The organism is Streptomyces sp. NBC_00239 (genome assembly GCF_036194065.1).
Lineage (GTDB): Bacteria > Actinomycetota > Actinomycetes > Streptomycetales > Streptomycetaceae > Streptomyces.
Window position 1 is genome coordinate 4,817,411 of record NZ_CP108095.1, and the last position, 12,545, is coordinate 4,829,955.

The 12,545-nt window shown below is 71.8% G+C and carries 11 protein-coding genes; 8 read left to right on the top strand and 3 right to left on the bottom strand.

Translation table 11 applies throughout. The features are described from left to right. The first annotated feature begins 7 nt into the window (after positions 1-7). The 3 genes from OG764_RS21295 to OG764_RS21305 all read left to right on the top strand — a co-directional run bounded on the left by OG764_RS21295 (position 8) and on the right by OG764_RS21305 (position 2,644). Positions 8-232: a hypothetical protein gene (locus OG764_RS21295; protein ID WP_328970011.1), complete on the top strand. Its 225-nt coding sequence runs from the start codon at positions 8-10 to the stop codon at positions 230-232. Positions 233-265: 33 nt separating this feature from the next. Beyond that, positions 266-2,314, top strand: a complete 2,049-nt coding sequence (locus tag OG764_RS21300) for a SpoIIE family protein phosphatase (RefSeq protein ID WP_328970012.1) — start codon at positions 266-268, stop codon at positions 2,312-2,314. A gap of 141 nt (positions 2,315-2,455) precedes the next feature. Continuing rightward, a complete protein-coding gene (locus tag OG764_RS21305) occupies positions 2,456-2,644 on the top strand; it encodes a hypothetical protein (RefSeq protein ID WP_328970013.1) in 189 nt (62 codons plus the stop codon). Positions 2,645-2,787: 143 nt separating this feature from the next. Here OG764_RS21305 and OG764_RS21310 read toward each other — a convergent pair whose 3' ends face one another. Beyond that, positions 2,788-3,222 (bottom strand): DUF6299 family protein, encoded by a 435-nt coding sequence (locus OG764_RS21310; RefSeq protein ID WP_328970014.1) that lies wholly within the window; start codon positions 3,220-3,222, stop codon positions 2,788-2,790. A gap of 158 nt (positions 3,223-3,380) precedes the next feature. Here OG764_RS21310 and OG764_RS21315 point away from each other — a divergent pair, with 158 nt between their 5' ends. Both OG764_RS21315 and OG764_RS21320 read left to right on the top strand, forming a co-directional pair. Further along, positions 3,381-4,055, top strand: a complete 675-nt coding sequence (locus OG764_RS21315; RefSeq protein ID WP_328970015.1) for a hypothetical protein — start codon at positions 3,381-3,383, stop codon at positions 4,053-4,055. A 67-nt stretch (positions 4,056-4,122) separates the two neighbouring features. Then, positions 4,123-4,623 carry a DUF5949 family protein gene (locus OG764_RS21320; protein WP_328970016.1) on the top strand — a complete coding sequence of 167 codons (501 nt, stop codon included), beginning with the start codon at positions 4,123-4,125 and terminating at the stop codon, positions 4,621-4,623. Positions 4,624-4,680: 57 nt separating this feature from the next. Here the strand turns inward: OG764_RS21320 and OG764_RS21325 are convergent, their stop codons facing one another. Both OG764_RS21325 and OG764_RS21330 read right to left on the bottom strand, forming a co-directional pair. Then, positions 4,681-6,063, bottom strand: coding sequence for a cytochrome P450 (locus tag OG764_RS21325; protein WP_328970017.1), 1,383 nt, complete (start codon positions 6,061-6,063; stop codon positions 4,681-4,683). Positions 6,064-6,298: 235 nt separating this feature from the next. Then, on the bottom strand, positions 6,299-7,459 hold the full coding sequence (locus OG764_RS21330; protein ID WP_328970018.1) for a low temperature requirement protein A: 1,161 nt from the start codon (positions 7,457-7,459) through the stop codon (positions 6,299-6,301). A 236-nt stretch (positions 7,460-7,695) separates the two neighbouring features. Here OG764_RS21330 and OG764_RS21335 point away from each other — a divergent pair, with 236 nt between their 5' ends. The 3 genes from OG764_RS21335 (at position 7,696) to pflA (ending at position 12,485) form a co-directional block, all read left to right on the top strand. After that, positions 7,696-9,129, top strand: a complete 1,434-nt coding sequence (locus OG764_RS21335) for a NarK family nitrate/nitrite MFS transporter (RefSeq protein ID WP_328970019.1) — start codon at positions 7,696-7,698, stop codon at positions 9,127-9,129. Between the two features lie 223 nt (positions 9,130-9,352). Next, on the top strand, positions 9,353-11,623 hold the full coding sequence (pflB, locus tag OG764_RS21340) for a formate C-acetyltransferase (protein WP_328970020.1): 2,271 nt from the start codon (positions 9,353-9,355) through the stop codon (positions 11,621-11,623). Positions 11,624-11,627: 4 nt separating this feature from the next. After that, complete coding sequence (gene pflA, locus OG764_RS21345; RefSeq protein WP_443056006.1) at positions 11,628-12,485, top strand: pyruvate formate-lyase-activating protein; 858 nt, start codon at positions 11,628-11,630, stop codon at positions 12,483-12,485. Positions 12,486-12,545: the final 60 nt, after the last annotated feature.

Below are 12,545 nucleotides of genomic sequence, written 5' to 3' on the forward strand. Positions count from 1 at the left end.
GTCCGTCATGAACCCGGAGCGCTCGCAGGGCCGGGGCTGGGTACGCATTCCGGCGAGCCGTGCGGAGCAGCCCGCCGCGGCGCCGCCGTACGGCCGGCCCGGCCGGCCGGACCACCCGGCGATCTACCTGTCCCTCGTCAAGCACTGGCGGGAGGCCGGCCGGACCCTTCCCGGGCATCCTGACGAGGAGTGGGAGCGGCTGATCTCCCAGCCGTGCTGGCCCGGCCCCTGAGGCACGACCTGGCCGTCGGATCGGAGGTGTCCCATGACCGAGTCACAGCCCGGGATCGGCCCGGGGGACCGGCTCGCCCTGAACCGGATGGGCAGTTTCGTCTGGGATCTGGAGCGCGATGCGCTGGAGCTGGACCCGGGCGGGATGACGGTCTTCGACCTGGCGGAGGGCGAGTTCGACGGCACTCCGGAGGGTCTCGGGCTGCGGGTGCCGGAGGACGACGCCGCGCGGCTGGCCGCCGCCGTGGCCGCCGCGCTGGCGGCGGGCGAGTCGGCGTACGGCTCGTACTTCACGGTGCAGCGGCGCGACGGCGAGGAGCAGTGGACGCACACCCAGGGCCGGATCCTGCGCGCCGCGGACGGCACGGCGGAGCGGATCGTGGGCATCGTCCGGGACGCGACCGCGGAGCTGGCGCACTCGACGCTGCTGCGGAAGCTGGAGTCGGCACGGGCCAAGCAGACCACGATCGTGCAGCGGACCACGGAGGCGCTGTCGCGCGCGGTCACGGTGGACGACGTGACGGCGGCGCTGACCGGGGCGGGGGCACTGGAGCGGCTGGGTGCGGACGGGCTCGCGCTGGGGCTGGTCGAGAACGGCACCATGAAGATCATCGCGCTGAGCGGGGAGTCACTGGAGATCCTCAGCGAGCGGCGGTTCACCCGGCTGGACGGACAGCTGCCGCTGTCCCAGGTGGTGCTGACACGGCAGGCACGTTTCGTCACCTCGCTGTCCGCGCTCGGCCAGGAGTTCCCGCTGATCGGCCCGTACCTCGAGCGGATCCGGTTCGACGCGGCCGCCTACCTGCCGCTGATCGCGCAGGCCAAGGCGATCGGCGGGCTGGTGCTCTTCTACCGGCGGCGCACCGAGTTCAGCCCGGAGGAGCGCAACCTGTGCCTGGGCCTGGCCGGCATCGTCGCCCAGTCGCTCCAGCGGGCCCTGCTCTTCGACCAGGAGCGCGAGTTCGCCACCGGCCTGCAGGCCGCGATGCTGCCGCGCCGGATCCCGGAGATCACCGGCGGTGAGATCGCGGTGCGCTACCACTCGGCGTGGAGCGGGCGGGAGGTCGGCGGGGACTGGTACGACGTGATCTCGCTGCCCCGGGACCGGGTGGGCATCGTGGTCGGCGACGTCCAGGGCCACGACACGCACGCCGCCGCGATCATGGGCCAGCTGCGGATCGCGCTGCGGGCGTACGCGGGGGAGGGGCACCCGCCGTCGACGGTGCTGGCCCGGGCCTCCCGCTTCCTGGCCGAGCTCGACACCGAGCGCTTCGCGACCTGCACGTACGCCCAGGTGGACCTGGAGACGGGCGGGGTGCGGGCGGTCCGCGCCGGACACCTGGGACCGCTGATCCGGCACAACGACGGGCGCACCGGCTGGCCCAACCTGCGCGGCGGGCTGCCGCTCGGGCTGGCCTCGGTGTTCGAGCAGGAGGAGTTCCCCGAGACCCGGCTGGACCTGGTGCCCGGCGAGACGCTGGTGCTGTGCACGGACGGGCTCGTCGAGGAACCCGGCACGGCCATCACGGTCGGCATGGACGCGCTCGCGCACGCGGTGCGCAGCGGCCCGCAGGGGGCGGGAGCGCTGGCCGACCACCTCTCGGACCGGCTGTGGGAGCGCTGGGGTTCCGGGGACGACGTGGCGCTGCTGGTGCTGCGCAGGGCCCCCGACCCGGGCACCCACCGGGCGCCGCGCATCCACCAGTACGTCCACCAGGCCGACCCCGAGGGGCTGTCCGAGGCCCGGTACGCGCTGCGGCAGGCGCTGCGCGACTGGGGCGTGCCGCAGCTCGCCGACGACGTGGAGCTGGCGGCCGGGGAGCTCCTGGTGAACGCGCTGCTGCACACGGACGGCGGAGCGGTGCTCACGATGGAGGTGCTGCCGGAGCCGGTGCGCCGGATCCGGCTGTGGGTCAAGGACCGCTCCAGCGTGTGGCCGCGCCGTCGGACGCCGGGCGAGGCGGCCACCACCGGGCGCGGGCTGCTGCTGGTGGACGCGCTGGCCTCGCACTGGGGCGTGGAGTCGCGCGGCGACGGCAAGGCGGTGTGGTGCGAGTTCGATGCCCCGGTGCCGGAGGGCTGACGCGCGCGGCTGCACGTGGTGTGACCTTGCGGGCACGTCGAGTTGTGGCGGCGCGGGGGTGGGGCGATCATCGGGCTCGAAGGCGTGTGCACGGTGCGGGTGATGCTCGCGGCGGTAGGTGAAGGAAGCGAGGGAGCGGTCATGCGGTGGCTCGCCAAGGCGGCCGGTGCGGCCTCCACCAAGGGGCGCAGGGGGCTGCTGGTGCTGGTGTTGCTGGCTGCGGGGGTGCCGACGCTGGCCGCGTACGTGGCAGGCCGGGCCCTGGACGGGCCCGGCTGCCACTCGGTGGCCTACCTGTCGGTGCTCAGCGTCGCCCCGGAGTGCCGGTAGGCATCCGCCGCCGGCCGCGACGGGGTGGCCGGCGGGTGTCGTCGGGCTCGTGGTGGCGTGGCCCGCGGGTGTCATCGGGCCCCTGGTGGCGTGGCCCCCGGGTGCCTGGTGGGCCGCGGCGGGGTGGCTCGCGGGTATCGGCCTCAGGTGCGGTCGTCCACGAGCAGGACCGGCTCCTCGCGGCCGGCGAGCGGGCGCGGCGAGGGGAGGCCGCCCTCGGACTCCAAGGTCATCAGGCGCGCGTCGACGGCCGCCGGGCCGTCGTGGAAGCCGAGGCGCATCAGACCGTCCACCGGCCCGCTGCTCCGCCACTCGTGCACCTGCCCGTCGCAGCGGGCCTCGGTGCCGCCGAAGCCGAGCCGCTTCCCGTCCTGGACCAGGCTGCTGGAGACGAAAACCGTCCGAGAGGGTGACGGCTCGGTGCACCGGTAGGTGCCGGAAAGAGTGAGGGTTCCGTCCGGCGAGATGTGGGCTTCCTTCTGTACGGAAATATCTCCGGTGAAGGAGTCGGCGGCTGCTACGGGGCTGAATGCGGCGGCCGAGGCCAGTGCTGCGGCGGCCAATACGGGAAAGCGCATGATTTCCTCCGGTGGGGGGCGGGCGACGGTGAAAACCGTCGGAACGCATTGTGCTGACCGTGCGCCCCGAACTCACTCGCAGTCACCCGTGTCGTTGGAGGCATTTGCCGGGGCGACCGCGTGAGGATGGCCGCACCACGCCCCGAAGGGACCCCACCATGCGACCCCCCACGCGCCTTCTCCCGCGACCCGTGCCGCGCCCCCACGCTCGCCCTCTCCCGGGACCGCTCCCGCGCCTCGCCGCGCCCGTCTCGCTGACCCTGCTGCCGCTGCTCCTGCTCGGCGCCACCGGCTGCCAGAGCGCCCCGGAGGGCGCCGCCGGCGCCCCCGCCGTCGCGCCGGCGGTCCCCGCGCAGGACGACCGGGCGGCGGTGGACGAGGGCGAGCGGCAGCCGCCCGCGCCGGACGCGCCACCGGCCAAGGCGGCCCGGGTCGGAGAGCCCGTACGCGTCCACGGACGCGGGGTCGGGCGCCACCTGCAGGCCGTGCTCGACGCGTTCGTGGACCCGGCGGTCAGCGTCGACAAGGGGTTCACCCCGGCCAAGGGGACCCGCTGGGTGGGCGCCGACATGTCGTTCGTCAACGTGGGCGGCGCCTCCTACGGGGCGCTCGGGCGGATGTGGGCGATCGACGGCGAAGGGCGCCGGCACCCCTCCCTCCAGACCGGCCGGCTGAGCACCGGCGCGCCGATCGCCTTCGAATCCCTGGAGGTCGGAGAGCGGGTCGAGGGGTGGGTCGTCTTCGAAATTCCGGAGAACGTGCGCATTGTTCAGCTCCAGTACCGGGATGCGAACATGCTGCCGAATTCCAGAGAGGGTTACTGGCACATCTAGCCGTGCGTAACCCGACCAGGTGAACGGCCGGGAAAGGGTCCGGGGAAAGGGCACTAGGGTGCGGCGCATGACATCGACTCACACCGAAACCGCCGCCACCCGCGGCGCCCGGCTGGGCACCCTTTCCGTTCTCGCGTGGATCGGCGACCCCGAAGAAGACCACGACGTCCCGTATCTGCTCGCGTATTCGCTCGGCGACGGCGAAGGCGGGCCGGCGGCCGGCGAGGCCGCGGTCCGTGAGCTCCTCGACGAGATCAAGCTGCCCATCGGCGACGAGGTGCTCGACGGCACCGGAGCCGCCGGCTTCCCGATCACGGTGCTCGTCGAGGGCGAGCAGGTGGCGCTGACGATGCCCGGCGTGAACGCCAAGTGCACCGCCCCGCCGGAGTGGACCGCGGCGGCCAACGAGTGCGGTCAGGTCTACTTCCTGTTCGCCACCCGCCCCTGGGCCGAGGCGAAGCCGGGACAGCCGGTGACCGCCGACATGCTCCAGGCCTTCGCCGGCAACGAGGCCAACCTGACCAGCAGCGCGCACGTCGTGCTGCCGGTGACCAAGCTGCGGGTCTGACCGCGGTCCGAGACCGCCGGCCGCCGCCGGGCTCCCAGCCTGCCCGGCGGCGGCCGGTCACTGGGTGAACGTGAACTTCAGCGAGCGGACCCGGTTGTCGAAGTTGGAGCCCGCCAGGTCGGGCAGGCCGACCGCGCGCAGGTCCCGGGGGCGGGTGAGCAGCTCCCGGAAGAGCGCCTTCATCTCCTGGCGGGCCAGGTGGGCGCCCAGGCAGAAGTGCGGACCGCCGCCGCCGAAGCCCAGGTGCGGGTTGGGGCTGCGGGTGATGTCGAACGCGTCCGGGTCGGGCCCGAACACCTCCTCGTCGCGGTTGGCGGACGCGTAGTACAGGACGACCTTCTCGCCCGGCAGGAACGTCCGCCCGCCCAGGGCGTGTTCGCCTACCACCGTGCGGCGGAACTGGATGATCGGCGTCGAGTGGCGGACCATCTCGTCGACCGCGCCGTCCGCGTACGCCTCGAAGTCGGATACCAGCAGGTCGCGTTGGTCCGGGTGGTCGGTGAGCAGGGCCAGCCCGTGGGTGATCGCGTTGCGGGTGGTCTCGACGCCCGCGACCATCAGCAGTGAGAAGAACGCGCCCAACTGGCGGGCGCCCAGGGCCTGCCCGTCGACGTTCGCGCAGACCAGGGCCGAGATCAGGTCGCCGGTGGGATGGCGGCGGCGGTCGCGGCCGATGCCCGCCACCATCCGCTGCATGCGGGCCAGCGCGCGCAGTCCGCGGCCGGGCATCCGCAGCCGGGCGGTGATGCCGCGCTCGACCCCGATGTTCTCGGAGGCGTGGTTGACGCGGTCGGCGATCTCCGCGCGGAACCGCTCCGGGATCCCCATCATGTTGCAGATGACCTCCAGCGGCAGCCGCGAGGAGACGGCGGTGACGAACTCGTCGGGCCGGGCGGCCAGCATGTCGTCGACGATCCGGGCGGCCACCGCGTCGATGTCCCGCTCGGTCTCGGCGAGCAGCCGCGGGGTGAAGGCGCGCTGCACGATCCGGCGCAGCTGGGCGTGGTCGGGGCCGTCCAGGTTCACCATCGAGTCGCCGAACAGGGCGCGGACCCAGCGGGCGGGCTCCGGGGTGGTCACGCCCGGGGCGCTCGCGAACACCTTGGGCAGCCGGCTGGCCTCCTGGACGTCGGCGTGCCGGACCAGTGCCCAGTGGCCGCGGCCCCGCCCCTCGGGCACGTACACGGGGGAGTCGAGGGCGCGCAGCCGGGCGAAGGCGGCAAGGCGCACGGCGGGCGGCGCCTGCCAGAAGGCGGGGTCGGCGAGTCCGGCGCCGGCGAGGTCGGCACCGGTGGGGTCGGCACCGGAGCGGTCGGCCCCGGTGCGGTCGGCCCCGGCCTTCCGCTTCTCTCGATCCGGGCCGACTGGCGGGCCGGCTGCCGAGCCGACTCCCGGGCCGACATCCGGGTCCTGTGCCGGGCCCTGCGACGGGATGGTCATGGCCGCACCTCTTCCTGTTGCCGGGCGATGCCGGGCGTCATCCTCAGCTCCAGAACGCCGCCGGGCCCGCAGGGGCGGGCCCGGCGGGCCGAGATTCCCGCCAACGAGTGAGGGCCGGACGGTTTGGGGTTGACGTTCGGCGGGCGGGCGGGCGGGTCGGGTGCTCGGGTGGGGCCGGTGGGCAGGGCGGGCGAAGACCGTTCGGGGGGTGGTCGGTCGGGTGGGTGGTGGGCCGTCAGGTGGTGGTGGGGGTGGCGGACCGTTGTACGAGGGTCACGCCCGCGGCGACGGTGAGCGCGGCGACCAGACCCGTCCACAGCACCGCGTACGTACCGGTGTACGTACAGGCCAGCACGGCCACCGCGGACACCGGCAGGACGGCCTGCTGGGCCCGGCCCCGCTTGAAGTGGCGGGAGTGCAGCAGCCAGACCGTCAGCAGGTACAGCGCCGCGGGCACGGTCACGGACGCGTTCGCCGTGACGGTGGAGACGTGCGCCTTGCCGATCGCGTGCTCCACCGCCACCTCGATGCCCGCCCCGATGGCGGCGGCCGAGCCGAGGATCACGAAATGCCCGTACCCCCACGGGATGGCTTCGCGGTTACTGCTCAGCCGCTCGTGCGCGGGCACCGCGAAGTAGATCCACCAGGCGGCGAAGACCAGGAGCAGCCCACCGGCCGCGATCGGCAGGAGCTGGTCCAGCGCCTCGTGCTCATCGAGGGCGGACTGGACGGCGACGGTGGCCGCGGCGATGGACTCGCCGAGCACGATGATGGTGAACAGCCCGTACCGCTCGGCGATGTGGTGTGCGTGCCAGGGCGTCTGGTGCCCGCGCTCCGCCACCACCGGCACCATCAGCTCGGCGACCACGAGCACCGGGAACAGCCACCGCCGGGAGTCCTCCGGGACGGCCAGCAGGGCCACCCACCCCGCCTGGCAGATCAGCAGTCCGGCCGCGTACTTCAGGGCGCAGCCCCGGGCGGGCCCGCTCTCGCCGTGCGCGGCCCGCAGCCACTGCGCGGTCAGCGCGATCCGCATGATCAGGTAGCCGAGGACGGCCACGCCCCAGTCGTTGTCGTTGAAGGCCCGGGGGATCCCGGCCGAGTAGACGAGGACACCGGCGATCTGGATCAGGGCCGCGATCCTGTACGGCACGTCGTCCACGTCGTAGGCGGACGCGAACCAGGTGAAGTTCATCCAGGCCCACCACACGCCGAAGAAGACGAAGAGGTAGCCGGTGATGCCCGACCCGGGATGCCCCTCGGCGATCGCGTGCACCAGCTGCCGGCCGGCCTGGGCCACGGCGACGACGAAGCAGAGGTCGAAGAAGAGCTCCAGCGGGGTCGCCGCGCGGTGCGACTCGTGGCGGCTGCGGGCGGTCATCGGTTGGTACGCCATCCGCCCAGCACAGCACGCAGACAGCGGGGTGGCGGGCGGGACGCGCGGCCCGCGTGCGCCGGGTGCCCCGGGCGGACTCCTCGCCGGCGGTCCCAAGGACCCCGGCGCGGGTGTGCCAACGCACCGGCGTGCACGGGACTTGGTCCCGCGCGGGACGGTGCCTTCGCCTCTGCTGCGGGGCGGCGGCGCGGCGAAGACTGAGTAGGTCAGGACAGCTCTCTGCAAAGGAACCTCCCATGAGTTCCGCCTCGCCCGCCTCGCCCACGGCCACGCCCGCCCGCGACACCCGTCCGCCGGCACCCGATCCGGCGCAGTACCGGCCGGGGCGGACCATCACCGACTGGACGCCGCAGGACCCGGTCTTCTGGCGGACCACCGGCAAGAAGGTCGCCACGCGCAACCTGTGGATCGCGGTGCCGGCGCTGCTCGTGGCTTTCGTGGTCTGGCAGGTGTGGAGCATCACGGCCACCAATCTGAAGGACGTCGGCTTCGGCTTCAGTCAGTCGCAGCTGTTCTGGCTCACCGCCGTACCGGGCATCACCGGCGGTACCGCCCGGATCTTCTACACCTTCCTCGGCCCGATGATCGGGCAGCGGCGCTTCACGGCGATGTCGACGGTCGTGCTGATCGTGCCGCTGATCTGGCTCGGCTTCGCCGTCCAGGACCCGCAGACCTCCTACGGGACGCTGATCGCGATCGCCGCGCTCTGCGGCATCGGCGGAGCCAACTTCTCCTCCTCGCTCGCTAACATCGGCTTCTTCTATCCGAAGCAGGAGAAGGGCAACGCGACCGGTATCAACGGCGGCCTGGGCAATCTGGGCGTGTCCGTGGTCCAGCTGCTGACCCCCATCCTGATCACCACCTCGGTGCTGGCCGTCGGCGCGGGCCAGAAGAGGGCCGACGGCTCGGAGATCCACCTCCAGAACGCGGCCTTCGTGTGGGTGCCGGTCCTGGTGGTGCTGGCGCTGGTGGCCTGGTTCGGCCAGAACGATCTGAAGGTCGCCGCCACCCCCTTCCGCCAACAGAAGATCATCTTCAAGCGGAAGCACAACTGGCTGATGACCTGGCTGTATGTCGGCACCTTCGGCTCCTTCATCGGCTTCGCTGCGGCTCTCCCCCTGCTCATCAAGACCACGTTCCCGGACTATTCGGTTGCCACGTATGCCTGGATGGGTCCCGCGCTGGGTGCGCTGGCTCGCTGGGCGGGCGGCTGGATCGCCGACAAGCTGGGCGGCGCCCGGGTGACGATCCTGTCCTTCGTCGGCATGGCGGCCTCGATCATCGGCGTCATCACCTTCCTGCCGCAGGGCTCGTCCGCGGGTGACTTCACCGGCTTCTTCCTCTGCTTCCTGGCCGCGTTCTTCTTCTCCGGCATCGGCAACGGCTCGACGTTCCGGCAGATCCCCGTGATCTTCCGCGCCCAGCACCTGAGGGGCCTCCCCGAGGGCACCCCGCAGTACGCGGCCGCCCTGAAGCAGGCCGAGATCGAGTCGGGCGCCGTCACCGGTTTCACCGCGGCGATCGCGGCGTACGGCTTCTTCTTCATACCGGCGATGTTCGCCAACTTCGCGGTGACGAGCGCGATGTGGGGCTTCGTCGGCTTCTATGCCAGCTGCGTGGTCGTGACCTGGTGGTTCTACGCCCGCAAAGGTGCCGAAGCACCCAGCTAGTCCCGACTTCGGGTGGCCCGCGGAACATTCTTGTGAATCTGTTCACAAGCGCACGTGGCCTTAAGTCCCCAAGGAATCCGCAGGTCAGAGGGGCCTTTCCGGCGCCACCAGCCCGTCGACAAGGACCTCCGGCCCACAACACAGGACCATCGCGGCCCCAAATGATCGATCAAAGGGCGTGCAATGGAGACAAGCAATCAGGCGACCGAAGAAGGTGCGGGCGATGACGGCCACACGCGCGGAGGCAACGGTGAACGGCGAGGCCTGGAACGGCTTCAAGGGCGGGCTGTGGCGCGACGCAGTCGACGTCCGCGACTTCATCCAGCAGAACTACACGCCGTACGAGGGTGACGACTCGTTCCTCACCGGCCCCACCGAGCGCACCACCGCCGTGTGGAAGGCCATCACGGACAAGTTCCCGCAGGAGCGCGAGAAGGGCGTCCACGACATCGCCCACGACATCCCGTCGACCATCACCGCGCACGCCCCCGGCTACATCGACCGCGACAGGGAGCTGATCGTCGGCCTCCAGACGGACGCCCCTCTCAAGCGCGCGATCATGCCGTACGGCGGCTGGCGTATGGTCGCCGGCGCCCTGGAGACCTACGGCTACCCGGTCTCCGCCGAGCTGGAGAAGGTTTTCACCGAATACCGCAAGACCCACAACGACGGCGTCTTCGACGCGTACACCCCCGAGATCCGCGCCGCCCGCAAGGCCGGCGTCGTCACCGGCCTGCCCGACGCGTACGGCCGCGGCCGCATCATCGGCGACTACCGCCGCGTGGCCCTCTACGGCGTCGACCGCCTCATCGCCGTCAAGAAGGAGGAGAAGGCCGGGCTCGACACCCTCCCGGCCGACGGCCGCACGCTGGAAGAAACCATCCGCCTGCGGGAGGAGCTCTCCGAGCAGATGCGCGCCCTGGGCGAACTCAAGGCCATGGCCGCCTCCTACGGCCACGACATCTCCGGCCCGGCGCGCACCGGCCGCGAGGCCGTCCAGTGGCTGTACTTCGCGTACCTGGCCGCCGTGAAGGAGCAGAACGGCGCCGCCATGTCGCTGGGCCGCACCTCCACCTTCATCGACGTCTACCTCCAGCGCGACATCGACGCCGGCCTCCTCACCGAGGAGCAGGCCCAGGAGCTCGTCGACGACTTCATCATCAAGCTGCGCATCGTCCGCTTCCTGCGCACCCCCGACTACGACGAACTCTTCTCCGGCGACCCGACCTGGGTCACCGAGTCCATCGCCGGCATGGGCGAGGACGGCCGCCCGCTCGTCACCCGGACCTCCTTCCGCTACCTCCAGACGCTGTACAACCTGGGACCGGCCCCCGAGCCGAACATGACGGTCTTCTGGTCACCGCGGCTGCCCCGGGGCTTCAAGGAGTTCTGCGCCCGGGTCTCGATCGACACCTCCTCGGTGCAGTACGAGTCCGACGAGCTGATGCGCCCGCGCTTCGGCGACGACACGGCGATCGCCTGCTGCGTCTCGGCGATGCCCGTCGGAAAGCAGATGCAGTACTTCGGCGCCCGCGTGAACGTCGCCAAGACCCTCCTCTACGCGGTCAACGGCGGCCGGGACGAAAAGTCCGGCGTCCAGGTCGGCCCCGCCACCGGAGCCGTCACCGCCGACGTCCTCGACTACGACGAGGTCATGGCGAAGTTCGACGAGCAGCTGGAATGGCTCGCCGGCACCTACGTGCACGCCCTGAACGTCATCCACTACATGCACGACAAGTACGCGTACGAGCGCATCGAGATGGCGCTCCACGACCGCGACGTGCGCCGCACCATGGCCTGCGGCATCGCCGGCCTGTCCGTCGCCGCCGATTCCCTCGCCGCCATCAAGTACGCCGAGGTCACCGCACACCGCGACGAGACCGGCCTGGTCACGGACTACACCGTGGACGGCGACTACCCGGCCTTCGGGAACAACGACGACCGGGTCGACTCCATCGCCGTCCGGATCGTCGAGGAGTTCATGAAGAAGGTGCGCAAGCACCCCACCTACCGGGGCGCCGAGCACACCCAGTCGGTGCTGACGATCACCTCCAACGTCGTCTACGGCAAGAAGACCGGCAACACCCCCGACGGCCGCCGGGCCGGCGAGCCCTTCTCCCCGGGCGCCAACCCGATGAACGGCCGCGACACCCACGGCTACGTCACTTCGGCCCTGTCGGTCGCCAAGCTGCCCTACGAGGACGCCGAGGACGGCATCTCGCTGACCAGCACCGTCACCCCCGACGGCCTGGGCCGCACCCCCGAGGAGCGGATCGCCAACCTGGCGGGCGTCCTCGACGGCTACATGGCCGGCGACGGCTTCCACATGAACGTCAACGTCCTGAGCCGCGACGTCCTCAAGGACGCCATGGAACACCCGGAGAACCACCCGCAGCTGACCATCCGCGTCAGCGGCTACGCGGTCAACTTCGTCCGGCTCACCCGCGACCAGCAGCTCGACGTCCTCAACCGCACCTTCCACGGCTCCCTCTAGTGCTGTGACAGCCCTCCTCGGTACGAGCATCCCCGTCGGCCCCCGCCCCGTCCGCTCCGGCGGGGCGGACCGCCCCGCCCCCGCGGGCGCCGCCGCCTGCCGGACCCCCGCCGCGGCCGCCACCCACCGGCCCAGCGAGGGCTCGGTGCACTCCTGGGACCTGTCGACCGGCGTCGACGGCCCCGGCACCCGCTTCGTCACCTTCCTCTCCGGCTGCCCGCTGACCTGCCTCTACTGCCACAACCCCGACACCTGGCGGATGCGGGGCGGCAAGCGCACCTCGGCCGACGACGTCATCACCGAAGCCGCCAAGTACACGCGGTTCATCGCCGCCGCAGGTGGCGGCGCCACCGTCTCCGGCGGCGAACCGCTGCTCCAGCCCGTCTTCGCGGGCGAACTCCTGCACCGCATGAAGCACGAACTGGGACTGCACACCGCCCTCGACACCTCCGGCTTCCTCGGAGCCCGCGCCACCGACGCCCTGCTGCGCGACGTCGACCTCGTACTCCTCGACATCAAGTCCTGGGACCGCGAGACCTACCGGAAGGTCACCGGGCGGCCGCTCCGGCCCACCCTCGACTTCGCCCGCCGGCTCGCGGCCCTCGGCAAGGAGGTCCACCTGCGCTTCGTGCTGGTGCCCGGCCTGACCGACGCCCCGGACAACGTCGAGGGCGTGGCCCGCTTCGCCGGTTCGCTCGGCAACGTCTCCCGCGTCGACGTCCTCCCGTTCCACACGCTGGGGGAGAGCAAGTGGGAGGCCCTGGACATGAAGTTCTCCCTGCACGGCACGCCGTCCCCGACCCCGCAGCAGATCGAGACCGCCAAGGCGGCCTTCGCGGCGGAGGGGCTGCGGGCGGTTTGATCACCCGATCGGCACACCCGTAAAGGCGTCACAGGGGGACGAATCGGTACAGACCACTTA